The organism is Microbacterium sp. Y832 (assembly GCF_057669765.1).
This window is the reverse complement of the sequence record NZ_JBYHFM010000001.1, coordinates 561,554-586,168: the sequence shown is the minus strand read 5'-3', so window position 1 is coordinate 586,168 and position 24,615 is coordinate 561,554. Positions and strand designations below refer to the sequence as shown.

General features: G+C 69.1%; 23 protein-coding genes. 6 read left to right on the top strand and 17 right to left on the bottom strand.

Going from position 1 to position 24,615, the window contains the following annotated elements:
* Positions 1 to 255: 255 nt before the first annotated feature.
* Complete coding sequence (locus AC25YV_RS02415) at positions 256 to 432, top strand: DUF5302 domain-containing protein (RefSeq protein WP_488122222.1); 177 nt, start codon at positions 256 to 258, stop codon at positions 430 to 432.
* A gap of 92 nt (positions 433 to 524) precedes the next feature.
* Here AC25YV_RS02415 and AC25YV_RS02410 read toward each other — a convergent pair whose 3' ends face one another.
* Together AC25YV_RS02410 and AC25YV_RS02405 are read right to left on the bottom strand one after the other, a co-directional pair.
* On the bottom strand, positions 525 to 1,181 hold the full coding sequence (locus tag AC25YV_RS02410) for a CE1759 family FMN reductase (RefSeq protein WP_488122221.1): 657 nt from the start codon (positions 1,179 to 1,181) through the stop codon (positions 525 to 527).
* A gap of 1 nt (position 1,182) precedes the next feature.
* Positions 1,183 to 2,388, bottom strand: coding sequence for an LLM class flavin-dependent oxidoreductase (locus tag AC25YV_RS02405; RefSeq protein ID WP_488122303.1), 1,206 nt, complete (start codon positions 2,386 to 2,388; stop codon positions 1,183 to 1,185).
* A gap of 183 nt (positions 2,389 to 2,571) precedes the next feature.
* Here AC25YV_RS02405 and AC25YV_RS02400 point away from each other — a divergent pair, with 183 nt between their 5' ends.
* Both AC25YV_RS02400 and AC25YV_RS02395 read left to right on the top strand, forming a co-directional pair.
* Positions 2,572 to 3,753 (top strand): acyltransferase family protein, encoded by a 1,182-nt coding sequence (locus AC25YV_RS02400; RefSeq protein WP_488122220.1) that lies wholly within the window; start codon positions 2,572 to 2,574, stop codon positions 3,751 to 3,753.
* Positions 3,754 to 3,795: 42 nt separating this feature from the next.
* Positions 3,796 to 4,812, top strand: a complete 1,017-nt coding sequence (locus AC25YV_RS02395) for an isopenicillin N synthase family dioxygenase (protein ID WP_488122219.1) — start codon at positions 3,796 to 3,798, stop codon at positions 4,810 to 4,812.
* Positions 4,813 to 4,933: 121 nt separating this feature from the next.
* Here the strand turns inward: AC25YV_RS02395 and rpsO are convergent, their stop codons facing one another.
* Complete coding sequence (gene rpsO, locus AC25YV_RS02390; protein ID WP_488122218.1) at positions 4,934 to 5,203, bottom strand: 30S ribosomal protein S15; 270 nt, start codon at positions 5,201 to 5,203, stop codon at positions 4,934 to 4,936.
* A gap of 187 nt (positions 5,204 to 5,390) precedes the next feature.
* Between rpsO and AC25YV_RS02385 the strand changes: the two genes are divergently transcribed.
* Positions 5,391 to 6,332: a DMT family transporter gene (locus AC25YV_RS02385; protein ID WP_488122217.1), complete on the top strand. Its 942-nt coding sequence runs from the start codon at positions 5,391 to 5,393 to the stop codon at positions 6,330 to 6,332.
* A gap of 63 nt (positions 6,333 to 6,395) precedes the next feature.
* On the opposite strand, the gene AC25YV_RS02380 is transcribed toward AC25YV_RS02385, so the two are convergent.
* From AC25YV_RS02380 to AC25YV_RS02370, 3 genes are all read right to left on the bottom strand, one after another.
* On the bottom strand, positions 6,396 to 6,956 hold the full coding sequence (locus AC25YV_RS02380; RefSeq protein WP_488122216.1) for a YceI family protein: 561 nt from the start codon (positions 6,954 to 6,956) through the stop codon (positions 6,396 to 6,398).
* 150 nt (positions 6,957 to 7,106) lie between these two features.
* Positions 7,107 to 7,475: an FKBP-type peptidyl-prolyl cis-trans isomerase gene (locus AC25YV_RS02375; RefSeq protein WP_488122215.1), complete on the bottom strand. Its 369-nt coding sequence runs from the start codon at positions 7,473 to 7,475 to the stop codon at positions 7,107 to 7,109.
* A 173-nt stretch (positions 7,476 to 7,648) separates the two neighbouring features.
* Positions 7,649 to 8,860 (bottom strand): PrsW family intramembrane metalloprotease, encoded by a 1,212-nt coding sequence (locus AC25YV_RS02370; protein WP_488122214.1) that lies wholly within the window; start codon positions 8,858 to 8,860, stop codon positions 7,649 to 7,651.
* 64 nt (positions 8,861 to 8,924) lie between these two features.
* Between AC25YV_RS02370 and AC25YV_RS02365 the strand changes: the two genes are divergently transcribed.
* The gene (locus AC25YV_RS02365) at positions 8,925 to 9,791 is read left to right on the top strand and encodes a fumarylacetoacetate hydrolase family protein (RefSeq protein WP_488122213.1); all 867 of its coding nucleotides are present in this window, start codon (positions 8,925 to 8,927) and stop codon (positions 9,789 to 9,791) included.
* A gap of 55 nt (positions 9,792 to 9,846) precedes the next feature.
* Here AC25YV_RS02365 and AC25YV_RS02360 read toward each other — a convergent pair whose 3' ends face one another.
* From AC25YV_RS02360 to AC25YV_RS02340, 5 genes are all read right to left on the bottom strand, one after another.
* The gene (locus AC25YV_RS02360; protein ID WP_488122212.1) at positions 9,847 to 10,275 is read right to left on the bottom strand and encodes a DUF4190 domain-containing protein; all 429 of its coding nucleotides are present in this window, start codon (positions 10,273 to 10,275) and stop codon (positions 9,847 to 9,849) included.
* 74 nt (positions 10,276 to 10,349) lie between these two features.
* Positions 10,350 to 11,822: an aspartate ammonia-lyase gene (locus tag AC25YV_RS02355; protein ID WP_488122211.1), complete on the bottom strand. Its 1,473-nt coding sequence runs from the start codon at positions 11,820 to 11,822 to the stop codon at positions 10,350 to 10,352.
* 117 nt (positions 11,823 to 11,939) lie between these two features.
* Positions 11,940 to 12,899 carry a phosphodiesterase gene (locus AC25YV_RS02350; protein ID WP_488122210.1) on the bottom strand — a complete coding sequence of 320 codons (960 nt, stop codon included), beginning with the start codon at positions 12,897 to 12,899 and terminating at the stop codon, positions 11,940 to 11,942.
* Positions 12,900 to 12,928: 29 nt separating this feature from the next.
* On the bottom strand, positions 12,929 to 13,261 hold the full coding sequence (locus tag AC25YV_RS02345; protein ID WP_488122209.1) for a peptidase: 333 nt from the start codon (positions 13,259 to 13,261) through the stop codon (positions 12,929 to 12,931).
* Positions 13,258 to 14,541: an anion permease gene (locus AC25YV_RS02340; protein WP_488122208.1), complete on the bottom strand. Its 1,284-nt coding sequence runs from the start codon at positions 14,539 to 14,541 to the stop codon at positions 13,258 to 13,260. Before AC25YV_RS02340 ends, AC25YV_RS02345 begins: the two co-directional genes overlap by 4 nt.
* A 157-nt stretch (positions 14,542 to 14,698) precedes the next feature.
* On the opposite strand from AC25YV_RS02340, the gene AC25YV_RS02335 reads away from it, so the two are divergent.
* Complete coding sequence (locus AC25YV_RS02335; RefSeq protein WP_488122207.1) at positions 14,699 to 16,810, top strand: S9 family peptidase; 2,112 nt, start codon at positions 14,699 to 14,701, stop codon at positions 16,808 to 16,810.
* Positions 16,811 to 16,916: 106 nt separating this feature from the next.
* On the opposite strand, the gene AC25YV_RS02330 is transcribed toward AC25YV_RS02335, so the two are convergent.
* From AC25YV_RS02330 to coaBC, 6 genes are all read right to left on the bottom strand, one after another.
* Positions 16,917 to 17,858, bottom strand: a complete 942-nt coding sequence (locus AC25YV_RS02330) for a type IV toxin-antitoxin system AbiEi family antitoxin (protein WP_488122206.1) — start codon at positions 17,856 to 17,858, stop codon at positions 16,917 to 16,919.
* Positions 17,859 to 18,094: 236 nt separating this feature from the next.
* Positions 18,095 to 19,123, bottom strand: coding sequence for an ATP-dependent 6-phosphofructokinase (locus AC25YV_RS02325; protein WP_488122205.1), 1,029 nt, complete (start codon positions 19,121 to 19,123; stop codon positions 18,095 to 18,097).
* A 235-nt stretch (positions 19,124 to 19,358) separates the two neighbouring features.
* Positions 19,359 to 21,524, bottom strand: a complete 2,166-nt coding sequence (locus tag AC25YV_RS02320) for a DEAD/DEAH box helicase (protein WP_488122204.1) — start codon at positions 21,522 to 21,524, stop codon at positions 19,359 to 19,361.
* A gap of 196 nt (positions 21,525 to 21,720) precedes the next feature.
* Positions 21,721 to 22,356: a hypothetical protein gene (locus AC25YV_RS02315; RefSeq protein WP_488122203.1), complete on the bottom strand. Its 636-nt coding sequence runs from the start codon at positions 22,354 to 22,356 to the stop codon at positions 21,721 to 21,723.
* Positions 22,357 to 22,389: 33 nt separating this feature from the next.
* Positions 22,390 to 23,289: a glycerophosphodiester phosphodiesterase gene (locus tag AC25YV_RS02310; protein ID WP_488122202.1), complete on the bottom strand. Its 900-nt coding sequence runs from the start codon at positions 23,287 to 23,289 to the stop codon at positions 22,390 to 22,392.
* Positions 23,290 to 23,357: 68 nt separating this feature from the next.
* A complete protein-coding gene (gene coaBC, locus AC25YV_RS02305; RefSeq protein WP_488122201.1) occupies positions 23,358 to 24,578 on the bottom strand; it encodes a bifunctional phosphopantothenoylcysteine decarboxylase/phosphopantothenate--cysteine ligase CoaBC in 1,221 nt (406 codons plus the stop codon).
* Positions 24,579 to 24,615: the final 37 nt, after the last annotated feature.

The window sequence follows — 24,615 nt, the reverse complement described above, 5'->3', positions numbered from 1 at the left end:
TATCGGCGCGCGCGGGAATCCGCGGGACCGCCTGCACTGGCCACCAGTAGAAGATCACCCGGCACGAGACGCGACGAGGAAGCCACCACAGGGGACCAGCTTGCTGCCGGCCTGCTCCATGAGCTCATGTTGAATTGAGCGGATGCCGCATAGGCAACCTTGCTGAGCCTATCAGTGCCGCATGGACACGTGCCTGCGAAGGCTGGGAGCGGGCGCATTGTGGCGTCGGGATGCGGGCCATGGGAAGCTGGGAGCATGAGCACCGATGACGCGACCACGCCCTCCGAGGAGATGAAGCGCAAGTTCAAGGACGCGCTCGAGAAGAAGAATGCGCATCACCGCGAAGGCGAAGCGCATCTCGACGGCGACTCCGCGGTCCACGGCACGCACTCCGCCAAGACCAAGCGCGAGTTCCGGCGCAAGAGCGGCTGAGCACTCACCTCCACCGGCTCGCAACGTAGAGCCGACGGCGCGAGGCCCCCGCGGCGGAGTTCCGCGGGGGCCTCGCTCTGCCGCAGGCGAGGTCACTCCCCCGCGAGACCGCCCAGCAGGTGCCCGAACGAGCGGCCTTCTCCGAGGTAATTCGCCGGGTCGAACGGGTCGTTCGATGTGGCGGGGGCCTTCCGTGCGATCGCTTCGGCGAGCTCGCGGGCACCGCGCTCGATGCGGGCGGCCAGCGGCGCGACATCGTCTGCGCCTGCACCCCAGTCGCTCGAGGCGGCGAACACGCCCGTCGAGACAGGTTCGGCGTGCAGATAGGTGAACAGGGGCCGGATCGCGTAGTCGATCGCGAGCGAATGCCGGGCCGTGCCCGCGTTCGCCCCGATGAGCACGGGCTTGCCGGTCAGAGCATCGGGGTCGAGCACGTCGATGAACGACTTGAACAGGCCCGAGTAGCTCGTCGAGAAGATCGGCGTCACGACGATGAGCGCGTCGGCCGAGACGACGGTGTTGATCATCGATTCGAGCGCGGCCGGCGCGAACCCGGTGAGCAGGTTGTTCGTGACGTCGTGCGCATGATCGCGAAGCTCGAACGTGTCGAACGTCGCCTCGATCTGCTGCTCGTCACGCAGCGCCGTCGCCGTAGCAGCGACGAGCCGGTCGGCGAGCATTCGCGTCGATGAGGGATTGGACAGTCCTGCCGAAACGACGGCCACGCGTCGGGGTGTGCTGCTGGTCATGTCAGGTCCCCTGTCGAGTCGCGGCCGCACCGAATGCCGAACCGACCTGTGCCGCGACGTCCTGGTACGGCGACCCGGCTGTCAGGTTGTCCCCGCGGTTCGCGGCGGGCCGCGCCTCGCGCGCCGGTTCGTCGCCGTACGCCGCGCGGACGCGCGCCGCGTGGGTGGGTGCGTCCGGAACATCGGCCGGGCGGTCCTTCTGCAGCTCGCGACGCAGCACCGGCACGACTTCTCCGCCGAGCAGGTCGAGCTGCTCGAGCACCGTCTTGAGAGGCAGGCCCGCGTGGTCCATGAGGAACAGCTGCCGCTGGAAGTCGCCGTACAGGTCGCGCATGCCGGCGTACCGGTCGATGACCTGCTGAGGCGAGCCGACGGTGAGCGGGGTCATCTCGCTGAAGTCTTCGAGGCTCGGGCCGTGTCCATACACGGGCGCGTTGTCGAAGTAGGGGCGGAATGCGCGCACGGCATCCTGGGAGTTCTTCGCCATGAACACCTGACCGCCCAGACCCACGATCGCCTGCTCGGGCGTGCCGTGGCCGTAGTGCGCGTAGCGCTGGCGATAGAGCGCGATGAGGCGCTGGTAGTGCTCAGCGGGCCAGAAGATGTTGTTCGCGAAGAAGCCGTCGCCGTAATAGGCCGCCTGCTCGGCGATCTCGGGCGTGCGGATCGAGCCGTGCCAGACGAACGGCGCGATGCCGTCCAGCGGCCGCGGGGTCGCCGTGAACCCCTGCAACGGCGTGCGGAACTTACCTTCCCAATCGACGACGTCTTCGTGCCACAGCCGGTGCAGCAGGTTGTAGCTCTCGATCGCGAGTGGAAGGCCCTGTCGGATGTCCTTGCCGAACCACGGGTAGACGGGGCCGGTGTTGCCACGCCCGAGCATGAGGTCCATGCGCCCGCCCGAGAGGTGCTGCAGCATCGCGTAGTCTTCGGCGATCTTCACGGGGTCGTTCGTCGTGATGAGGGTCGTGGCCGTGGACAGGACGAGCCGCTCGGTCTGCGCCGCGATGTATGCCAGCGTCGTCGTGGGGCTCGACGACCAGAACGGCGGATTGTGGTGCTCGCCGAGCGCAAAGACATCGAGTCCGACGGCTTCCGCGTGACGCGCGATCGTGACGGCGTCGCGGATCTTCTCCGCCTCGCTCGGGGTCTTTCCCGTCGTCGGGTCCTGCGTGATGTCGCTGACCGAGAAGATGCCGAACTGGATGCCCGACCGGGTGATGTTGTCGCTCACGATCCTTCTTCCGTCTCCGAGTGCCCTCGACACTCATTATCTATGCACGTGAATGTAAGTTAAAAAACACCGTGGGGCGAAGGTTATTCCCGGCCGATACCGCGATCTCCCGCATCCGCGAGACGCCGGGACCCGAGGATAAACTGACGACGCCTCATGACGGATCCTTCGAGAGCGGCCGACGCCGCGCAATCGCGCTCCCCCGCGACGGGGACGACCGACTCTCCGCGCCCGAAGCAGCGCACCCCGTTCTGGGACAACGCCCGCTTCGCGTGCATCGTTCTCGTCGTGCTCGGCCACGCGGTCCAGCAGCTGACATACGAATCCGACATCGCGCTGGGACTCTACCTCGTCGTGTACGCCTTCCACATGCCGGCGTTCGCGATCATCTCGGGCTACTTCTCGAAGTCCGACTCGCCGGGCTCTCGGCAGATGGCGCGAGTCATCACCGACATCCTGGTGCCGTACGTCATCTTCGAGACGCTGTGGACTCTGACCAAGTGGCTCGTCGAGGGGCAGGCGAACCCCAACCCGACCCAGCCCTCATGGACTCTGTGGTTCTTGCTGGCGCTCGGCATCTTCCGGCTCGTGCTGCCCTACCTGGCACTGCTGCGGTGGCCGCTCGCGTGGACCGTCGCGATCTCGATCGGCGCGGGATACCTGCCCAACGTCGATTCGACCTTCTCACTGTCGCGCACGCTGGGCCTGCTGCCGTTCTTCGCGCTGGGCTGGTGGCTGCGCGAGCGCGGCATCGTCGAGCGGCTCGGGCTGCTGCGCCGGCGCCCGTGGTGGACGATCGCCGCCTCGATCGCCGTGTTCCTCGGCGCAGGGCTGACCGCGTGGCTGCTGATCGACACATGGCGCGACATGAACCTGCGCGGATGGCTCTTCTACAACGCCGACTACGCCACCCTCGGCAGCACCGAGTGGTGGGCCGGCGGCGTGCGCCTCGCGCTGATCGCCGTGGCGCTCGTGCTGTGCACGGCGTTCTTCGCACTGCTCCCCCGCGGCGCCCACTTCTGGACGCAGTTCGGCCAGTACACGATGTACGTCTACCTGCTGCACTCGTTCGTGCTCTATCCCTTCCGCGAGTCGGGCGTGCTCCGCGACCTCGAGCCCACGTGGCTGTGGCTGCCGATCGTGATCGTCGCGTCGGTGCTCATCGCGCTGGGCCTGGCGACCAAGCCCGTGCGCCTTGTCTTCCGCCCGCTCATCGAACCGCGGCCCGCGTGGCTCTTCGCCGATCGGTCGCTCGCGCTGCGCGAAGGCCGCAATGCCGACCCGACCGGCGCGCGCCGACCCCGGGGGACGCAGCCCGCGCCGCATTCTGATCGATGAAACATTCGCCCACACGGTGCGGAATCCCTTTACGCTCGTCGTATGAGCGACCTGAACCTGCCCGTACTCGACCTCTCCGAGCTCGACAAGGGGCCCGAAGCCGCCGCCTGCTTCCGCGACGACTTGAGGGCTGCGGCGCACGAGGTCGGGTTCTTCTACCTGGTCGGCACGGGCATCCCGGCCGATCTCGAAGCTCGCCTGCACCAGGCGGCGATCGACTTCTTCGCACTGGATGACGAGGACAAGCTCGCGATCGAGAACCTCAAGAGCCCGCACTTCCGCGGGTACACGCGCGTCGGCGGCGAGCTGACGCAGGGCCGGATCGACTGGCGCGAGCAGATCGACATCGGCCCCGAGCGCGAAGCGGTCACCGACCCCGAGGCGCCCGACTTCGCCCGCCTCATCGGACCGAACCTCTGGCCGGAGGCGCAGCCCGAGCTGCGCACCGTCGTCGAGGAGTGGCAGGAGCACCTGAGCGGCGTCGCCCGCAAGCTGCTTCGCGCGTGGTCGCTCGCTCTCGGCGCGGACGAGGGGCACTTCGACCAGCATTTCGGCGACCCCGCGACCCTCATGAAGATCGTCCGCTACCCCGGCAAGGATGACCCGACGCCGCAGCAGGGAGTCGGCGCACACAAGGACGCCGGCGTGCTGACGCTGCTGTGGGTCGAGCCCGGCAAGGGCGGACTTCAGGTCGAGCGCGACGGCGAGTGGGTCGATGCGCCGCCCGTGCCCGGTGCGTTCGTCGTGAACATCGGCGAGATGCTCGAGTATGCGACGCAGGGCTACTTGACGGCGACGAACCATCGGGTCGTCTCGCCGCAGGCACCCGACCACCGCATCTCGGTGCCGTTCTTCTTCAACCCGGGCCTGGACGCGCAGTTGCCGATCATCCAGCTGCCGGCTGAGCTCGCCGCCGATGCCCGTGGGGTCTCGCAGGACCCGAGCAACCCGATCCACGACCTCTACGGCGAGAACGCCCTCAAGTGGCGCCTGCGCGCCCACCCCGACGTCGCGGCCATCCACCACGCCGACCTCGTCGCCGCCCGGGCCTCGTCCTGACCCCGGCCCGGGGCATCCCGGGCGTCAGAAACGAACGAAGGCCTCCCCACACCGTGGGGAGGCCTTCCAAGAATGTTCTGCGCGATTGAACGCTGGTCGCGTGCTCTCGACGTGTGTCGTCTTAGCGACGAAGACCGAGACGCTCGATGAGCGAGCGGTAACGGTTGATGTCGATGTCCTGGAGGTAGCCCAGGAGACGGCGGCGCTGACCGACGAGCAGGAACAGCCCACGACGCGAGTGGTGGTCGTGCTTGTGCTGCTTCAGGTGCTCGGTGAGGTCCTTGATGCGCTGCGTCAGCATCGCGACCTGCACCTCGGGGGATCCGGTGTCACCGGGGTGCGTCGCGTACTGTTCGATGATCGCCTTCTTGACGTCTGCTTCGAGTGCCATAGATGGGATCCCCTTTCTGTTCACTGCGCGGCGCCCGGCACCTGATGTGCGAGCTCTCTTTATCCGCGGCCGATCAAACGGCAACCTCCAGAGTCTACCAGCGTTGACGACGAGCGGATGCCGGCGGATCTCAGTCGACGCATCCGGCGGTCGTCCGGAGTGTCCCCCGTGGGCCTAGAGTCACTTCGTGACCACCACCCTCTCGCCCCTCCCCGACGCGCCGACGACGAGCTCGAACGCGTGGATCGCCGTGCAGTTCGTGCTGTGCGGCGTCGTCTGGGGATCGAGCTTCCTGTTCATGAAGGTCGCCCTCGAGGGGATGTCCCCCGCGCAGGTGGTGTGGTCGCGCCTCATCCTCGGCGGTCTGACGCTCGGGCTGATCGTGCTCGTGCGGCGCGACCGGCTCCCCCGGCGCATCCATGTCTGGCTGCACATGACGGTGCTCGCCGTGTCGTTCTGCGTCGTGCCGTTCATGCTCTTCTCGTGGGCCCAGCAGCACGTCACCAGCGGTATCGCGAGCATCTTCAACGCCACGACGCCGCTCATGACGGCGATCATGGCCTGGCTCGTCTTCCGCGTCGAGAAGCTGCGACCGGGGCAGATCGCCGGCATCGTTCTGGGCATGCTCGGAATCATGGTGATCATCGCCCCGTGGCAAGGTCTCGACCTGTCGCAGAGCGTCATCGCGCAGCTTGCGATCCTCGGCGCGACGGCGTGCTACGGCTTCAGCCTCGCCTACATGCGCCGGTTCGTCTCGAACACCGGCATGAGCCCGCTCGTGTTCTCTTTCCTCAACATCGGCATCGCCGCCGCGATCATGGCGCTGCTCACGCCTGCCCTCGTGCTCACCCCCGTCGCACTCGATGCCTGGATCGTCGCGAGCGTCCTGATCCTCGGCTGCGTCGGCACGGGCGTGGCCTACGTGTGGAACCAGAACACCCTGCGCGCGTGGGGGCCAACGCGCGCGTCGACCGTGACCTACATGTCCCCCGTCGTCGGGGTCATCCTCGGCATCATCGTGCTGGGCGAATCCCTCAGCTGGAACGAGCCGATCGGCGCCGTCATCGTCTTCGCGGGCATCCTGCTGGCGCAGAATCGCCTGACGCTCGCCCCGCGCGCCCGGGCATGACGAAGGGCGGATGCCGCACCCGAGTGCCGTGCGGCACGGTGCGGCATCCGCCCTTCGATCGGGTCACTCGGTCTCGAGCGCGCCCTGCAGGTCGAGGGTGACCGTGATGTCCTTGCCCACGAGCACGCCACCGGTCTCGAGCGCGGCGTTCCAGGTGAGGCCGAAGTCTTCGCGGTTGATGACGGTCTTCGCCGTCGCACCGGCCTTGTAGTTGCCCCACGGGTCGGATCCGAAGCCGCCGAACTCGAACGCGAACGTGACGGGCTTGGTCGTGCCGCGGATCGTGAGGTCGCCATCAACGAGGAAGTCGCCGTCTTCCACGCGGACACCCGTCGAGACGAAGTCGATCGTCGGGTGGTTCTCGACGTCGAAGAAGTCGGCGGAGCGCAAGTGCTGGTCACGCCCGTCATCCTTCGTCGACAGCGACGCCGCGTCGACCTGGGCGGTGACGGTCGTCTCCAGCGGGTTCTCACCCGCGACGATCGTGGCGCTCTTCACACCGAACGCGCCACGCACCTTCGAGATCATCATGTGGCGGACGCTGAACGCCACCTCGCTGTGCGAGGGGTCAAGCACCCAGGTTCCGGCCTTGTAACCGGGGATGTCGGCGATCGTGACGGTCATACTTCTCCTCCAGGGATTCGGCCGACGGTGCGGCATGTGGGGTTCAACACGCGGCCAGAGCCGATCTATTCCACTGCATGGAATTTTTCTTCTCTGAAGACGACGAAGGCGGATACCCCAGGGGCACCCGCCTTCGTCTGATGGTGTTCGTCAGGCGACGTCGATGAGGTCGATGACGAAGATGAGGGTCTTTCCACCGAGGAAGTGTCCGCCCGCGGGGCCATAGGCCAGGTGCGGCGGCACGATGAGTTCGCGGCGGCCCCCGACCTTCATGCCGGGAATGCCGTCCTGCCACCCCTGGATGAGGCCGCGCAGCGGGAACTGGATGCTCTCGCCACGCCCCCAGGAGGAGTCGAACTCCTCACCGGATTCGTACTCGACTCCGGCGTAGTGGACGGTCACGGTGTCGCCGGGCTTCGCCTCGGCGCCGTCACCCACGATGATGTCGCGGATGACGAGGTCGGTGGGCGCCGGTCCCTCGGGTGCGTCGATCTCGGGCTTGGTGCGGTCGTCAGTCATGCATCCATCCAACCCTGCGAGCACGCGGCGGTCAATGTGGGCCGCGGGCAAAACTCAGCGCCCGGGGTCGCGGCAATGCCTACGAGCCAACCGAGCGCTGAGCTTGATCTGCCCTCAGCATGCCCAGGCATCCGCGCCGTGTCAATACCCCGCCGCGGGCTCGCCGAGCGAGGTCAGGGAGCGAAGAGCGCGGCGCGCGCGGCGCTCGTGCGCGCGAGCAGTACGTGCTCGTCGCCGCGGGCGTGCGCGTCCCGACCCGAGATCGCCCGCTGTCGGGCTGCCGCGAGAGCCGTCGCATCGGCGATGAACTCGCGCATGAGGGGGCGCCGGTCGCCCCGTAGCGTGCTCGCCCACGCGAGCGCTGCTCTACGGCCGGCCGACGTCGCGAGCATGTCAGCCTCTTGCGGTGTGAACCATCCCGCGGCCGCGTAGTCCCCCAGACGCGCGCGGGTCAGCCGTGCCTCCTCTCGCCGCAGTGCGACGATTCCGAGGATGAACACGACGAACAACGGCACCTGCAGCGTCCAGTAGAGCGCGAAGAAGTCTCCGAGCATGGCCGAGCCGTTCCACAGCGCGTGCAGCACGATCGCACCCGCGAGGCCCAGCAGCAGCGCTCCGAGGGCGGCGCGCGGCGGTACTCCGCGGCGCGCGGCGAGGCCGAGCGCGAAGCCTGTCACGGCCGTGAACATGACGTGGGCGAACGGGGAGAGGATGCCGCGCACGAAGAACGTGACGGAGGTGTCGGCGGCTCCGCCCTCGATCACGCTGACGGCGAAGTACTGGATGTTCTCGGTGAAGGCGAAGCCCGCTCCCACGAGCGCGCCGTAGACGACACCGTCGACGGGGCCGTCGAACGCACGGCGCGCCGAGGCGAAGATGAGGAACACGCCGAGCCCCTTCGCGACCTCCTCGACGATAGGCGCCTGGATGACCCCGGAGATGAAGTCCGAGTCGAAGCCGCGTCCCGCACCGAACCCCATCACGAGCAGCAGGTCGACACCGAGGGCGATGCCGACGGCGGCGATCGCCCCCCACGCGATCGCGAAGACGACGAGGCCCATCGGCTCGGGCTCCCAGCGGTCGATGAGGCGTATCGCGACGAGCACGCCCGCGAGCGGGATGACCGCGAGCACCATGCCGACGATCGATGCACCCGGCCCGAGGGCGTTGAGGAAGTACGCGACGAGTACGACGAACACGAGGACCAGCAGACCGATCGCCCAGATGGGCGCTGACCTTCCCTTGCGCGGCCGCACCGGCAGCACGGCGGGGACCGCACCGACCGGAGGGATCGCGGCGGGCGCCGCGTGGGGCGGCTGAGCGAAGGGCGACGCGAACTCGGGCGGCGTCAGTGAGGGGCGCGGACGGGCGGAGTCCATCGTCATGCGCACCAGCCTATGGGCCCGTCGCGCGCGGCCGCTGCGCCAGAGCGACAGGTAGTTTAGAAGGATGCGTTTTGCCCACGTGGTCGCTCCCGGCGCCACTTCACCCCAGCTCGCCATCGTGGAAGACGCGCAAGCCGTCATCGTCGAGAACCTCTTCCCCGGAGCCCCTCGCGTGCTCGAAGAGCTCATCGCCGGCGGTGACGAACTGCTCGCCCGCGTGCGGGAGACCGATCGCGACGCGGCGGCACGGCATCCGCTCGCCGACGTCGGCTTCGCCTCGGCGGTGCTCACCCCGCCCGTCGTGCTGGCGGTGGGTCTCAACTACGCGGCGCACTCGAGCGAGCTGGGGCTGAAGACCGACTCGACGCCGACCGTGTTCGTGCTCTGGCCGAACTCGCTCGCGGGGCACGACGACACCGCGGCGTGGCCCCGTTCGCTCAGCGAATCCGTCGACTACGAGGCAGAGCTCGGTGTCATCATCGGCCGTCCGGCGAAGGACGTCTCGCCCGAGGACGCGCTCGACCACGTGTGGGGATACACCGTCGTCAACGACATCACGGCGCGAGACATCCAGTACTCCGAAGCCCAGTGGTCCCGCTGCAAGTCCTTCGACGGATTCACCCCGACGGGCCCGTTCGTCGTGACGGCGGACGAAATCCCCGACCCGCAGGACCTGCGGATCTGGACGGTGCTCGACGGCCACACGATGCAGGACGCCACGACGGGTCAGATGGTTCGGCCCGTGTCTGCTCTCGTCGCGCACCTGTCGAAGTCGGCGACGCTGCTGCCGGGCACGCTCATCTCGACGGGAAGCCCCGGCGGCGCGGGGTACAGCCGCGACCCGCAGGTGTTCCTGCGGGACCGCTCGACCGTCACGGTCGGCATCGACGGCATCGGCGAGCTGACGACGCACTGCCGCATCCTCGACTGACGGCGAGAACGAGAAAGGGCGACCCGCACGCGGATCGCCCTTTCTGGAATGCGAATCACTCGCAGGTGATCGTGCCACCCGTCGAGAGCTCGTAGACGCCGGGCGCCATGCCGTCGCACAGATCAGCGACGGCATCCAGCGAGAACATGATCAGCGCGACGATGATGATGACCGAGACCACCAGCAGCACCGCCCCGACGATGATCGCCGCCAGAGCCCACCCGTTCTTGTAGCCGGCCTTCTTGCTCTGCACGAGGGCGATGATGCCGAGGATGATTCCGACGATCTGCACGAAGAACGACACGGCGAAGGCGACGATGCCGAGGGTCTTTCCCGGGACGGTCGGCTGCGCGGGCGGAGCGGCCCCGGGCGGAGGAGCGGGAGCGTACTGCGGCGCTCCGCTCGCCGGCGGAGGAGCGGACGCGTACTGCGGTGCTCCGCTTGCCGGCGGCGGTGTGGTTTCAGGTGTGTTCGGATCAGTCATGCGGTCCCCCTGGTCGTATCTGACGTCGTCCCAGCGTACCGAGCGCGACCCACGCTGTGTGGGATGCGGCCGGTTCAGGAGTCTTCGGACGCGACGATGTCCTCGGCGCTCTGCACGATCGGGATCGCCGCCGTGATCGTCTCCAGGCCCGACAGCCGCGCGGGCGAAAGCTGCTTGGCGACTTCTTCGGCCGACATCAGACCGGCTTCGACGACGAGGTCGCCGACGTTGCGACCCGTGAGCAGCGCGGTCTTGGCGAGCGCCGCCGACGCGGCGTAGCCGATGAACGGAGTGAGTGCCGTCACGACGCCGACCGACGAGCCCACCATCGCGCCCAGGCGCGCACGGTTCGCCGTGATGCCGTCGACGCAGTTGACGCGCAGCGTCCACATCGCGCGGCGCATCCAGGTGATCGACTGGAAGATCGAGTGCGCCATGACGGGCTCGAAGGCGTTGAGCTGAAGCTGGCCGCCCTCGGCCGCCATCGTGACGGTGAGGTCGGCGCCGGCGACCGCGAAGGCGACCTGGTTGACGACCTCGGGGATGACCGGGTTCACCTTGCCCGGCATGATGCTCGAGCCGGCCTGCTGGGCGGGCAGGTTGATCTCGCCGAAACCGGCCTGCGGACCCGACGACAGCAGCCGCAGGTCGTTGCAGATCTTCGACAGCTTGATCGCGTTGCGCTTGAGCGACGACGAGAACGACATGAAGGCGCCGGTGTCGCTGGTGGACTCCACGAGGTCGGTCGCGAGCTCGATGTCGAGTCCGCTGATCTCGCGCAGGTGGCGTAGCACCGTCTGGCTGTAGTCGGGGTGCGTCGTGATGCCGGTGCCGATGGCGGTCGCACCGAGGTTGATCTCGTGCAGCAGCTTGGCGTTCTCGGTGAGCCGGCTGTGGTCCTCGGCGAGGGTCGTGGCGAAGCCGTGGAACTCCTGCCCGAGCGTCATCGGGACGGCATCCTGCAGCTGCGTGCGCCCGACCTTGAGGATGTCGTGGAACTCGACGGCCTTGGACAGGAACGCCCCGCGCAGCAGGTCGAGCTCTTCGAGAAGCGTCTTGAGGTCGAGGCTGAGCCCGACCTTGATGGCGGTCGGGTAGACGTCGTTGGTCGACTGGCTGCGGTTGGTGTGGTCGATCGGCGACAGGAACGCGTAGTCGCCCTTCTCGCGGCCGGCGAGCTCGAGCGCGACGTTGGTGATGACCTCGTTCGCGTTCATGTTGGTCGAGGTGCCCGCGCCACCCTGGATGACGCCCACGACGAACTGGTCGTGGTACTTCCCGTCGATGACGAGTTGCGCGGCCCTGTCGATGAGGTCGGCCCGTTCGAGGTCGAGCACGCCGATCTCGCGGTTCGCCCGCGCCGACGCCTGCTTGACCATCGCGAGCGCGACCACGAGGTCGCGGTACACCGAGATGGGGCGCTTCGAGATCGGGAAGTTCGCCAGCGCCCGCGCCGTGTGCACCCCCCAGTACGCGTCGGCGGGGATCTCGAGGGATCCCAGCGAATCGGTTTCTGTGCGGGTGAGCGACGTCGCGTCGGCAGTCATTCGGGCGTCCTTGGAGGTCACGACTCTGTGGGAGGGGATGCCCCGAGCCTACCCGCGCGCACGGATCGGCACCTTGTCCCCCGCGGCGGGTCGTCGGCCTCTGCTGTACGCCGAGGCCTACCGTGCGGGCTTTCGGGAGAACGCTTCGAGCCGTTCGGCCGGGGACAGCGCCGCCATCTTGTCGAGCCACTCCTGAGAGAAGCCGTCGGCCGTCGGGGAATCGAGCACGGGAACCACGGCATGCGTGATCGTCTCGTCGTACACGTGCACGAGGTGGAAGGACTGCCCCGCGTCGGTGCCGTTGACCTCGGCCGCGGGCCTTGTGAGGTTCATCGTGTAGCACGTGGCCGCCGCAACGCTGACGGGAACGCCGGCGAAGGTGCCGCTCGTCGAATAGTGCAGGTGGCCTCCGAGGATCGCCCGCACGTCGGTTCCCGCGATGACCTCGGCAAGGCGGTGCTGATCGCGCAGTTCGAGGATGTCGAACAGCCGCACGTGCGAGGGCAGCGGTGGATGATGCAGCGCGAGGATCGTGCCGAGGGGCGCCGGCTCGGCGAGGACGTCGCCCAGCCACGTGAGCTGCGCGTCGTCGAGTTCGCCGTGGTGCCACCCGGGCACACTCGTGTCCAGCCCGATCAGACGCAGGCCGCCGAGGTCGGACACGCTCGTGACGGCGGCTTGAGTCGGTTCGAGATCGAGGAGCCCCTCGCGAAGCGCGGGACGCTCATCGTGGTTGCCGGCTACCCAGATCACGGGTGCGCCGAGTCGCTCGGCGACAGGCTCGACCGCGGTGCGCAGCGCGCGGTAGGCCTCGGGTTCGCCGAGGTCGGTGAGATCGCCCGTGAACACGATCGCGTCCGGACGCAGCTGCATGCGCTCTACCGCTTCGAGTGTGCGCACGAGATTGGCCTCGGTGTCGATCCGCCCCGCGAGCGGCGCGTTGCCGGCGAGCAGGTGCGTATCGCTCAGGTGCAGGATCGTCCGCCGCGCGGGCGGGTACTGGCCGAACTGCTCGGGCCCTGCGGCATCCGCCTGCCCGCTGTCCGGGGGCGATGTGGGAGAGCGCGTGGTGACCATGACGACAGCGTACGGCGACCCTGCGACGCTCAGTGGTTGAAGACGATGAGCAGGATGCCGCCGAGCACAGCCAGCGCGCAGAGCCCGAAACATCCGTAGGCGCCCACGAGCGCGAGGCGCTTCTGCCCCTCGGTGAGCGGGCTCTTCCGGGCGGCCTTCAGCGCGGCCTTCTCTGCCCGGCGTGCCTCTTTCTCGGTGATCACCGTGATCGCGTCGGTGAACTCGGCCGGGGCGACGACCGGTGCCTTGCCGGCGCGCACGAGAAGGCGGAGCCCGACGGCGTACGACGTCACGACGAACACCCCTGCGACGAGGCTCGCGGCGAAGACCTGCAGGAACGCGATCCAGTCGATGGTGATCACCGGTTCTGCTCCTTCTGCTTCTTCGCCGCCGCGCGCTGCGCCCTGCGCTCGGCGTGCTCGACGGCGGCGACGCGGCGGGCCTCTTCGCGCGCGGCCGCACGCTGGCGGCGGGTGGGCGGCGGGTTGCGCTTGACCTTGACCGCGCGACCGGACTCGGCCACGTCGCTCATCGCGTTGGCCGAGTCGACCACGTTGCGGCGCGAGCGCCAGAACAGGCCGAGGATGATGGCGAGCGCGATCACGGCGTCGATCAGGACGCCCCACGTGCCCAGCCACACCACGACGAGAGCCGCGAGCGCGCCCACTGCTCCGGAGGCGGGGAGCGTCAGCAGCCAGCCGACCATGATGCGGCCGACGGTGCCCCAGCGCACCTTGGATCCGCGCCTGCCGAGTCCCGAGCCGATGACCGAGCCCGACGCGACCTGCGTCGTCGACAGGGCGAAGCCGAGGGCGCTCGAAGCGAGGATCGTCGCCGCCGTCGACGTCTCGGCGGCGAAGCCCTGCGCGGGTTTCACATCGGTGAGCCCCTTGCCCAGGGTGCGGATGATGCGCCATCCGCCCATGTAGGTGCCGAGCGCGATCGTGACGGCGCACGCGACGATCACCCAGAACTGCGGATCGGGGTTGGCCGTTGACTGCCAGCCGACGGTGATGAGGGCGAGCGTGATGACTCCCATCGTCTTCTGTGCGTCATTGGTGCCGTGCGCGAGGGCCACGAGCGACGATGTGAAGATCTGCCCCCACCGGAAGCCGTCGCGTCCGTCGGGCTTGGTGTCGTACCGGCGGGTGATGGCGTACGCGATCTTCGTCACCGTGAACGCGATGACGCCGGCCGTCAGCGGTGCGATGAGCGCGGGCAGGATCACCTTGCTCATGACGACACCGAAGTCGATCGCCATGGCGCTCGCGCCGACGAGCGTGGCTCCGATGAGTCCGCCGAACAGCGCGTGCGACGACGACGACGGAAGCCCGAGCAGCCACGTCAGCATGTTCCACGTGATGGCGCCGATGAGTCCCGCGAAGATGATCGAGGGAAAGACGGTCGCCGATATCTCGTCTTCGCGGATCATGCCGCCCGAGATGGTCCGCGCGACCTCGGTCGACAAGAACGCGCCGACGAGGTTCAGGATGGCGGCGAGCAGCACGGCGGTGCGGGGCTTGAGTGCGCCCGTCGCAATGGGCGTCGCCATCGCGTTCGCGGTGTCGTGAAACCCGTTGGTGAAGTCGAAGAAGAGCGCCAGTGCGATGACCAGCACAATGATGAGGGTTGCGGCTTCCACGTTCGCTTTCGTAATGAGGATGCGGGGCCGACGATGTCGGCGTGACGAACGAACAGTTCACCCAGAGTTCAGCAACCGGCAACCGGCCAGAGAGAATCCTTACACCGGGCCAGCCCGCGGTCAACTCCGGCCACCTCGCGGCGGCTAACGTTGTGCCGTGACCGCTCACGATTCCGCTCCTCCTGCCCCCGTCGCCTCACCCCGTGTCTCGGTGCGCTCGCACCACGGAGACGACGTCGAGGACCGCTACGAATGGCTCCGCGACAAGGAAGACGCCGACGTCATCGCCCATCTCGAGGCCGAGAACGCCTACACCGACGCACGCACCGCCCACCTCGCGGATCTGCGCGGGCGGATCTTCGACGAGATCAAGAGCCGCACCCTCGAGACCGACCTCTCCGTGCCCGTGCGCCGCGGACAGTGGTGGTACTACGGCCGCACCGTCGAGGGCAAGCAGTACGGCATCCAGTGCCGCGCCCCCCTTGCCTCCGTCGACGACTGGACTCCCCCTTCGCTCGCCCCCGACGTCGAGGTTCCGGGCGAGCAGATCGTGCTCGACGGCAACGCCGAGGCCGAGGGCCACGAGTTCTTCTCACTCGGCAGCTTCGAGGTCACCGGCGACGGCACGCGCCTGCTGTACGGCATCGACCTGGCCGGCGACGAACGCTACACCCTCCGCGTGCGCGACCTCGAGACGGGCGAGCAGCTGCCCGACGAGATCCCCGACACGTTCGCCGGCGCGACGTTCTCGCCCGACGGCCGCTTCATCGTCTACACGACGATCGACGACGCGTGGCGACCGGACACGGTGTGGCTGCACGAGCTCGGCACGGACATCTCCTCCGACCAGAAGCTCTTCCACGAGCCCGACGAGCGGTACTGGGTCGGGGCGGGCTTCACGCGCAGCGACCGCTACCTCGTCATCGGGCTCGGGTCCTCGATCACGAGCGAGGAATGGCTGCTGGACGCCGACGACCTGCGCGGCGAACCCCGCGTCGTCTGGCCTCGCACCGAAGGGGTCGAGTACGACTCCGACCACGCCGTGATCGACGGCGAGGATGTGCTGTTCATCCTGCACAACGCCGGCGCCCTCGATTTCGAGCTCGTCCGCGTCGCGGCATCCGACCCCGCCGGTGAGCGCACGGTCGTCGTGCCCCACCGCCCGGGTGAGCGCCTGCTGGGCCTGTCGACGTTCCGCGACTGGGGTGTGCTCGGCTATCGCCGCGGCGGGCTCGCGCGGCTCGGGCTGCTCGACTACGCGACCGGCGACGTCGATGAGATCACGTTCGACGAGCCGCTCTACGCTGTGGGGGCCTCGGGCAACCCGGAGTGGGCGCCGCCGCTCGTGCGCATCGGCTTCGCGTCGTTCGTCACGCCCGGCACGGTCTACGACTACGACGTCGTGTCGAAGCGGATGCACCTGCGCAAGCGGCAGCCGGTGCTCGGCGGCTACGAGCCCGCAGACTACGCGCAGGCACGCGTGTGGGCTCCGGCGGCTGACGGCACCCGCATCCCCGTCTCGCTCGTGTGGAAGCGTTCGTTCGGCGAAGCCGGCGCCGCGCCGCGCCCCCTGCACCTCTACGGGTACGGCTCGTACGAGCACTCGATCGAGCCCGGCTTCTCCGTGGCTCGCCTGTCCGAGCTCGACCGCGGCGTCGTGTTCGCCGTCGCCCACGTGCGCGGGGGCGGCGAGATGGGCCGTCAGTGGTACGAGGACGGCAAGCTGCTGAAAAAGCGCAACTCGTTCACCGACTTCGTGGACTGCGCGCGCCACCTCATCGACGAGGGCTACACGACGCCGGCGCAGTTGGTCGGCGAGGGCGGCTCCGCCGGCGGACTGCTGATGGGCGCGGTCGCCAACCTCGCACCCGAGCTCTTCGCGGGCATCCTCGCCGACGTCCCGTTCGTGGACGCGCTCACGACGATCCTCGACCCGTCGCTCCCCCTCACGGTCATCGAGTGGGACGAGTGGGGCGATCCCCTGCACGATCCCGATGTGTACGCGTACATGAAGACGTACTCGCCGTACGAGAACGTGCGAGACGGCGTCGCGTATCCCCGCATCCTCGCGGTCACGTCGCTCAACGACACGCGCGTCATGTACGTCGAGCCGGCGAAGTGGGTCGCACGCCTGCGCGAGGTCGGCGCCGACGCGCTGCTGAAGTGCGAGATGGTCGCGGGCCACGGCGGCGTGAGCGGTCGCTACAACGCCTGGCGCGAGCGTGCATTCGAGCTCGCCTGGCTCCTCGACGTGGTCGACGCTGCCTGACACCGCCGCCCGCTGCGCGCGCGCGGGCCGCGCGATTGCCGCCGAACCGGACCGATCCCGCCAAACCGGACGACGACGCCGTCTGGTTCGGCGGGATCGGTGTGGTTCAGCGCTCGGTGGGCAGTGATCGGGAGGTCGCACCCAGCGTGGAGAGCTGAGCCCGCTGCGGCGGACGGACGGGCGTCAGACCAGACCTGCGCAGCGCGGCGTCGAGCGGGCCGCCGCGGATCGCATCCGCCCAATCCCAGCGAGCGAAACCCCGCACGCGCGCCCGCAGCCGGTCCTCGCGCCTCTTCTCGCGCACGAAGGTCGCCTTCATCACGTCGTGGTTGGACGCGTCGTACTTGCCGTATCCGTCAGACTCGCCGATGACACGGGCTCTCCGGAAGAAGAAGTCCACCCGATCCGTGCCGTGCTCGTGGTCGAATTCGACTTGCAGCTCGGGCGGCTCGTACCCCAGCCACTCGATGACGGCGCGGCTGACCGACTCGCCGGCTGACTCGGCCGCGCCGGTGGCGCGCTCCTGAACCCAGTCGAGTTGGAGAACGCCCCGGCGATTCTCCTGGGCACGGCCCCGGGCGCTGAAGTCGGTGGCGCCGTGCGACCCCAACCTGCGCAGTACGGCATCGGCGACGGCGAGTGCGAACGCGGGAGGAAGCACCCGGGCGAGGTCGACCGCGGTGTCCGCCGGCGCGGTCGTGCGCACGCCCTCGACGACATCGATCCGCCGCCCGTCCCGAGCCCCGTGGACGATGACATCGCCACGGCGCCAGGTTGCGGCATCCGGACTGAGCAGGTGGATGTGGCGCGGCTCACCGAAGATCGGCAGCCCCTGAAGCGCGGCGGCGGACTCGAGGCAGAGGACCGGCTCGGTCCAGGTCATCAGCACGGCGTGCACACGCAGCAGATACCGATCCCACGGTTTGAGCGCCTGCCACACGTCGGGCGCGACGTAGACGCCCGGTCTCACCCGGCGAAGCGCGCCCCGCCGGACAAGCGCGGGGTGCTCTCTCGCGAGGATCAGCGTCGCCGGTGCCGGAAGCAGCATCCCGCCAGCATCCCTCGCCTCGCTGCGCTCCTCCGCCCGCTCCCCCGGTTGTTGCTCGCCCGCTCCGCACACGCCCCCTGGGGAGGAACCCTCGCAACGCCACCGAACCGGACCATCCGCGTCGAACCGCACCTCGGCGACGTCGGTTTCGACGGGAATCGTCCGGTTCGGCGGGTGGGGTGGGGTGGGGCGGGGCGGGGCGAGCGGGCGAGCGGGGCGAGCGGATGCGCGGGGGGTCAACCGAACAGGGCGGCGGCCTCTTCGTAGCGGTAGAGCGGCACGGTGTTGAGTTCGCCGAGGGCCTCGGCGAACGGGACGCGCACGATGTCGGTGCCGCGCAGGGCCACCATCTGGCCCCACGCCTCGTCGACGATGGCGTCGGCGCTGTGCAGGCCCAGCCGCGTCGCGAGGACGCGGTCGAAGCCCGACGGCGAACCGCCGCGCTGGATGTGGCCGAGCACCGTCGAGCGGGTCTCGATGCCGGTGATCCGCTCGATCTCGGGCGCCAGGATCTCGCCGATCCCGCCGAGCCGGGGGCGGTTGAAGGCGTCGAGGCCCTTGTCGCTGTAGGCCCGGTCCATGCCCTTGAGCGTGAACCCTTCCGACACGACGACGAGCGGCGCACGACCGCGGGCGTGGGCGCGCATCACCTGGGCCGAGATCTCTTCGAGCGACAGCGGCACCTCGGGGATGCAGATGACGTGCGCACCCGCGGCGATGCCGGCGTGCAGCGCGATCCAGCCGACGTGGCGACCCATGACCTCGGCGACCATGCAGCGCTGATGCGAATCGCCCGTCGTACGCAGCCGGTCCATGGCATCGGTGGCGATGTTGACGGCGGTGTCGAAGCCGAAGGAGTAGTCGGTCGCACGCAGGTCGTTGTCGATCGTCTTCGGCACCCCCATGACGTTGATGCCGTCCTTCGAGAGCTGGTCCGCCCCGGCGAGCGTGCCTTCGCCGCCGATCGCGATGATGCCGTCGATGCGGTGGCCGTAGAGCGTCTTGGCGATGTTCTCGGCGCCGCCGCGCGGGCCCTCGTACGGGTTCGTCCGCGACGTGCCGAGGATCGTGCCGCCGACCTTCGACAGGCCCTTGACCTCGTGACGCGTAAGCGGGAAGAAGTCGGCGTCGACCACCCCGCGCCATCCGTCGCGGATGCCGACGAACTCGAGATCGTGCGCCGTCGTGCCCTTGAGCACGATGCCGCGGATGACCGCATTGAGCCCGGGGCAGTCTCCGCCGCTGGTCAGGATGCCGATCTTCATGCTGTGGTCCTTGCTGTCGGTACGGAGGGTACGGCGACGGTGCCGCTCCGACACTATCGCCGCGGGCCGCGCCCCTGCCAGACGCACGGCACCGACACGCCCGCACACGCGATGCCATCCGTCGCCACTCGGCAGATGAACCGGCTCGCAGGAACTCGTACAGGCGCGCGCCCGCGCGGCCCGCCGGAAGCGGGACCGCGTCGAGATGCGTGACAGCCACCTCAGTGGCCCGAGGTCACTCCCCGCCGAGCGCCTGACGCAGCAGGTGCATGAGCGCCGACAGCTGAACGGAGTCGCTCGACTGCGGATCCAGCGCCTCACCGTCGAGGGCACGCGCGGCGAGACCCTGCTTCGAATCGATGAGCTCGGCGATCTTCGTGTCGATGGTGTGCGCCGCGATGATCCGCCACGCCGTGACGGGCTCGTCCTGTCCGATCCGGTGCACCCGGTCGATCGCCTGTGTCTGCTCGGCAGCCGTCCACGACAGCTCGGCGAGCACGACGTTCGACGACGCCTGCATGTTCACGCCGACGCCGGCGGCCGTGAGCGAGCACACCGCGATCCCGACCTCGGGGTCGTTGTTGAAGTCGTCGATCGCCTGCTGGCGCGCCGTCGTCGTCTGGTCTCCGCGCAGCGACACGGTCTTCAGCCCCGCCGCGGCGAAGTGCGCCTCGGCGGCATCCATCACATCGATGTGCTTCGCGAAGAAGACGACCTTGCCGACCGAGCGCTGCAGCTGCACGGCGTAGTCCGCTGCGAGGACAGCCTTGGCCTGGCCGATCCGACGCACCATCGTGAAGACGTTCTCCGAGCCGGAGCCCGCAGCCTTGGACTCTTCGAGCTCGCTGTGGGCGACGAGACGCACGATGTCGTCGTCGATCTCGCCCGGCATCAGGCCCCGGTCGCCGCGAGCCTCGATGATGCGGCGGTACTTCGCCGCGAGGCGCTCGCCCAGCTCGCGCTCGGCGGCGCGGATCGAGCGGCCGAAGTCGTCGTCGAGCTCGACCGGAAGGTCGGCGACGAGCTTGTCGGGCAGATCCGCCGCGACGTCCTTCTTGCGGCGGCGCACGATCCCCATCGAGATGACGGCGTCGCGCGCTTCGGGGTAGAAGGCTTTGTCTGCCGGCGTGAGTCCCGTGTCATCGAGCCGCTCCATCAGGAGCGGGCCCGGCTTCTCGCCGTTCGTCCACCCGAGGAACCGCCAGATCGCGTCGAAGTCCTCGACGTCGTTGATGAGCGGCGTACCGGTGAGTGCCATCAGCAGCGGGTCGCGCACCTGCTCGCGGATGAGCGCCGCGAGGGCGAGCACGTTGCGCGAGCGCTGCGACGACAGGTTCTTGATGAAGTGCGCCTCGTCGACGACCATGCCCTTGAGCCCGATCGACGAGAGCCACGACAGGTGCCTGTCGAGGATCTCGTAGTTGACGATGAAGACGTCGGCGAACGCGTCGATGTCTTCGCCGTCGCCCGAGATGACCGTCGCCCGGCGCTGCGGCGTCCACCGCTCGACTTCGCGGGCCCAGTTCATCTTCACGACGTTCGGCACCACGACCAGCAGCGGATAGGCACCGGCGACGGATGCGGCGAGCACCGACTCCGCCGTCTTGCCCAGGCCCGGCTCGTCGGCGAGGAGGAAAGTGCGGTGCCCGTGGCGCACGGACTCGAGGAACCGAGACTGGTGCACCATGACCTCGAGCCCCTTGGGCGAGATCCGGTCGAACTCGGGCACGGGCGGTAGCGGCATCGAGGCTGATCCTCCGCCGGCGCCGGTCTCGAAGGCCTTGTACAGGGGCCCCATGAGCTCCCAGCCGTCGAGTCGACGGCGCGGCGTCTCTTTCGGAGCCCGCAGAGCCAGGTCGGGCTCGAGGAAGGGGTTCGCCTCGCGGCGGGCCTCGACCTGCGGCGGGAACACCTGGCGCTCGGCCAGAGCGGCCGAGACCACGGGGGCTGCGGCGGGTGCGGCGTCGGTGATGATGAGTTCGTCGGGGGCGAGTTCAGCACCCGATTCGAGCAGCCAGTCACGGCGCATGCGCTTGGCGACCGGCGACGTTGCCTGGTCGACCTCGAGCAGCTGAATGAGCGATGTGTCGCGGGCCGCGGTCTTGGCGAGGATCGTCGCGACGCCGTCGAGGCGCTTGAGCAGCTCGGCGCGCGGTCCGTCGCCGAGCGTCGTGTCGGCCTTGACGCGCGCACGCTCTTCGCGCACGAGGAACGCGATGACCTGGAACTTCACGCGGTTCGTCGGGCCGAGCTTGCCACGCTGCGACTTGGCCTCGACCTCACGCACCTTGCGCGCGAGGATCGGGATGATTGGGGCTTCGTCATCGCGACGGGCTGACGAAACGGGCTTGCGCCGCCGCTGCGACGGCGACTTGCCGGTGGTCGATGCCGTGGTCGGCATGCTCCTCCTGAGGATATGCGCCGGATACTCCGGCGGAACCGGTCGAAACCGGCGATGCTGGTGGTCCCGCGGGCGGCTTGGCAGCCGTCACTGACACGGATGGGATCTCGCCGCCTCCGGCCGCGGGCACTCGCTTCTGCGAGCTGCGACATCGGGGGCGGGCTTGCCCAGCGACCATCCTAGCGCGTCGGCAAGCTCAGCCCCACAGAGTCTCGACGATGTCTTCGGTGTAGCCCTCGGGCGAGACGTTGACCCACCGCGTCGAGACCCACCCTGAGCCACCGAGGTAGTGCGTCTCGCCGAGCGTGACGAGCTCATCGTCCTGCGTGATCATCTCCTGCTCGATGCGGTGGATCGAGCCCTCGTGGTAGTCCTCGGAGAGGAAGCCCTCCTGCTCGAACGCCCGGAAGAGCGCATCGCGCTGCTCGGGCGTCACGATCGTCACGTTCGTCGCGATGCCGCGTTCGGATGGCGGTCCCCACGTGCAGCGCAGGGTCTCGGTCGCCGCGGACAGCATCTCGATCGCCTCGACGTTCTGCGACGAGAGCATCGTGACGCCGGGATCGTTGAGCGGCGGCACCTCGGCCTGAAGCACCACGAGCATCTCGGGCGAGTAGATCTGCTCGCACGCGGTCGGGAGCACCAGGTCATCGACGGGGTCGCCCGTCGCCGACGGCGCGGCCGAGGGCGTCGCACTGACCGAGGGCGACGGCGAGGTCGTCGGGGTGGCCGTCGGAACGGGCTCGGGCTGGCACCCCGTCGTCAGGATCGCAAGAGCGAGCGCCGAGGCGACGGCCCCGGCGCGCGTGAGCGGATGACGACGCGATGACATGGGACCTCCCGGAGCGGATGCGACGCCCCGACCCTACCTCCCGCGCGCGACCGCCTGCTGCCACTCGGATAGCGTGCCGGGATCATCGGTCACGATGCCGTCGACCCCCAGCGCCGTGACTTCACCCCAGTGCCTGTCGGAATTGAGCGTGTAGACGACGACGCGAAGGCCCGCGGCGTGCGCCTCGTCGACGATGCCGGGTCGCTCCAGCACGGCACTGCGGCTCACGACGATGCCGCGCGCTCCGGCATCGGCGGCCGCCCGCACGGCATCGGGCGGAAGATGGCGCAGGATGAGCATCCGCGGCGCCAGATCGGAGGCGTCCGCGGCGAGCGCGAGCGTGCGGGCGTCGAAGCTCGACAGCGCCACCCGGCGTTCGAGGTCGCGCGCTTCCAGTTCGTCGACGACACGCGCGAGGGATGCCGCATCCCACTCCCCCTTCAACTCGACGAGCGCCCGCTGCTCGGTCCCGGCGAGCACGTCGAGGAACTCCGCGACGGTCGGCACTCGCGTGCCGGCGTAGTCCGGATGGAACCACGCCCCGGCGTCGAGTGCGCGAATCTGCGCGAGCGTCAGGGCGTCGACCCGGCCCTGCCCGTCGGTCGTGCGATCGACCGTGGCATCGTGCATCAGCACGGCGTGGCCGTCGAGCGTCAGGGCGACGTCGACCTCGACGTAGTCGAAGCCGGCGGCGAGGGCCGCCGAGATCGCGGGAAGCGTGTTCTCGGGGGCCGTCGCCCCACCGCCGCGGTGACTCGCGATGAACGCGGCCTCACCGGGGGTGCGCGGGTCGCCGAGCAGTTCGCTCGTCCCCACCCGCGCGGGCGTCGCCCCGACGAGTGCGATCAGGATGCTCACGACCGTGAGGACACCGACCACCGCGAGCGCCTGCATCCGGTCGCCCTGACGGGCGGTGACGGTGTCGACGGGCATCGGGTGTCCTTCCACGGCGTCGTCGTCGACGCCGTGGGACCAACCCTAACCCCTCCGTTACCCTTTCGTTATTGTTTTTCGCGAGCGTCGCGGACGGCGTCCCACAGGGCGTCGGCGACAGCCCGTTTCGTCCCGTCTGCGCGGGCGGCGATGCGCCCTGCGGCATCCAGCACCACGACCTCGTTGCTTTCGGCCTCGAAGCCCTTCGCCCAGCCCACTTCGTTGACGACGAGCAGGTCCACGCCCTTGCGCGCAGCCTTGCGGCGTCCCCGGTCGACGAGCGACTCGCCCTCGGCAGGTGTCTCGGCGGCGAAGCCGACGATGGTCTGACCGAGGCGGCGAGCGCGGACGAGCCCCGCGAGGATGTCGGCGTTCTCGACGAGCTCGAGGGTCAGCCCTCCGGCGGCGTCTTCCTTCGCGAGCTTCCGCGCTGAGACGTGGGCGACGCGGTAATCCGAGACGGCGGCCGCCATGACGACGACGTCCGCGATCTCAGCGGCGGATTCCATGGCTTCGTGCAACTCGCCCGCCGTTCCGACGCGCACGATCCGCACGCGCGGATGAGCGGATGCCGCCGCCAGTACGCCGTCATCGACGTGGGCTGCGACGAGATCGACGTCGGCGCCGCGGTCGGCGGCGGCCAGGGCGACCGCGGCGCCCTGCCGGCCGCTCGAGCGATTGCCGAGGAAACGCACGGGATCGATCGGCTCACGCGTGCCGCCCGTGCTCACGGCGACGCGCCAGCCGGCGAGGTCGCGCGTGCTCGGCGCCACTGCGGCGAGCGCCGCGGCGACGATGACTTCGGGATCCGACATCCGCCCCGGGCCGCTGTCGCCGCCCGTGAGCGCGCCGTCGTCGGGACCCACGATCGTGACGCCCCGGCTGAGCAGCGTCTCGATGTTGGCGGCCGTTGCGGGATGCCGCCACATCTCGGTGTGCATGGCGGGCGCGACGACGACGGGTGCCGTCGTGGCGAGTAGGGTCGTCCCGAGGAGATCGTCCGCGAGTCCCGTGGCCATCTTCGCGAGGCTGTTCGCCGTCGCAGGCGCCACGATGACGAGATCGGCCGACTGGCCGAGCGACACGTGACGCACGCGGGCGACATCGTCGTGGACAGAGGTCGTCACGGGGTTGCGGCTGATCGACTCCCAGGTCGGCAAGCCGACGAACCGCACGGCATCGGCCGTCGGCACGACGTGCACGTCGTGTCCCTCCAGAACCAGGAGGCGCACGAGGTGCACCGACTTGTAGGCGGCGATCCCACCGGTGACTCCGACCACGACGAACATCATCCGATCTTGGCACGACCGCGCCCGACGAGACAGG

Excerpts from the sequence above, each read along its gene's own strand:
- AC25YV_RS02380 (WP_488122216.1), bottom strand. The coding sequence starts at position 6,956 with ATGACCGTCACGATCGCCGACATCCCCGGTTACAAGGCCGGAACCTGG.
- AC25YV_RS02395 (WP_488122219.1), top strand. The coding sequence starts at position 3,796 with ATGAGCGACCTGAACCTGCCCGTACTCGACCTCTCCGAGCTCGACAAG.
- AC25YV_RS02320 (WP_488122204.1), bottom strand. The coding sequence starts at position 21,524 with ATGCCGACCACGGCATCGACCACCGGCAAGTCGCCGTCGCAGCGGCGG.
- AC25YV_RS02310 (WP_488122202.1), bottom strand. The coding sequence starts at position 23,289 with ATGCCCGTCGACACCGTCACCGCCCGTCAGGGCGACCGGATGCAGGCG.
- AC25YV_RS02375 (WP_488122215.1), bottom strand. The coding sequence starts at position 7,475 with ATGACTGACGACCGCACCAAGCCCGAGATCGACGCACCCGAGGGACCG.
- coaBC (WP_488122201.1), bottom strand. The coding sequence starts at position 24,578 with ATGTTCGTCGTGGTCGGAGTCACCGGTGGGATCGCCGCCTACAAGTCG.
- AC25YV_RS02400 (WP_488122220.1), top strand. The coding sequence starts at position 2,572 with ATGACGGATCCTTCGAGAGCGGCCGACGCCGCGCAATCGCGCTCCCCC.
- rpsO (WP_488122218.1), bottom strand. The coding sequence starts at position 5,203 with ATGGCACTCGAAGCAGACGTCAAGAAGGCGATCATCGAACAGTACGCG.
- AC25YV_RS02330 (WP_488122206.1), bottom strand. The coding sequence starts at position 17,858 with ATGCTGCTTCCGGCACCGGCGACGCTGATCCTCGCGAGAGAGCACCCC.
- AC25YV_RS02410 (WP_488122221.1), bottom strand. The coding sequence starts at position 1,181 with ATGACCAGCAGCACACCCCGACGCGTGGCCGTCGTTTCGGCAGGACTG.
- AC25YV_RS02370 (WP_488122214.1), bottom strand. The coding sequence starts at position 8,860 with ATGACGATGGACTCCGCCCGTCCGCGCCCCTCACTGACGCCGCCCGAG.
- AC25YV_RS02360 (WP_488122212.1), bottom strand. The coding sequence starts at position 10,275 with ATGACTGATCCGAACACACCTGAAACCACACCGCCGCCGGCAAGCGGA.
- AC25YV_RS02315 (WP_488122203.1), bottom strand. The coding sequence starts at position 22,356 with ATGTCATCGCGTCGTCATCCGCTCACGCGCGCCGGGGCCGTCGCCTCG.
- AC25YV_RS02355 (WP_488122211.1), bottom strand. The coding sequence starts at position 11,822 with ATGACTGCCGACGCGACGTCGCTCACCCGCACAGAAACCGATTCGCTG.
- AC25YV_RS02365 (WP_488122213.1), top strand. The coding sequence starts at position 8,925 with ATGCGTTTTGCCCACGTGGTCGCTCCCGGCGCCACTTCACCCCAGCTC.
- AC25YV_RS02325 (WP_488122205.1), bottom strand. The coding sequence starts at position 19,123 with ATGAAGATCGGCATCCTGACCAGCGGCGGAGACTGCCCCGGGCTCAAT.
- AC25YV_RS02350 (WP_488122210.1), bottom strand. The coding sequence starts at position 12,899 with ATGGTCACCACGCGCTCTCCCACATCGCCCCCGGACAGCGGGCAGGCG.
- AC25YV_RS02415 (WP_488122222.1), top strand. The coding sequence starts at position 256 with ATGAGCACCGATGACGCGACCACGCCCTCCGAGGAGATGAAGCGCAAG.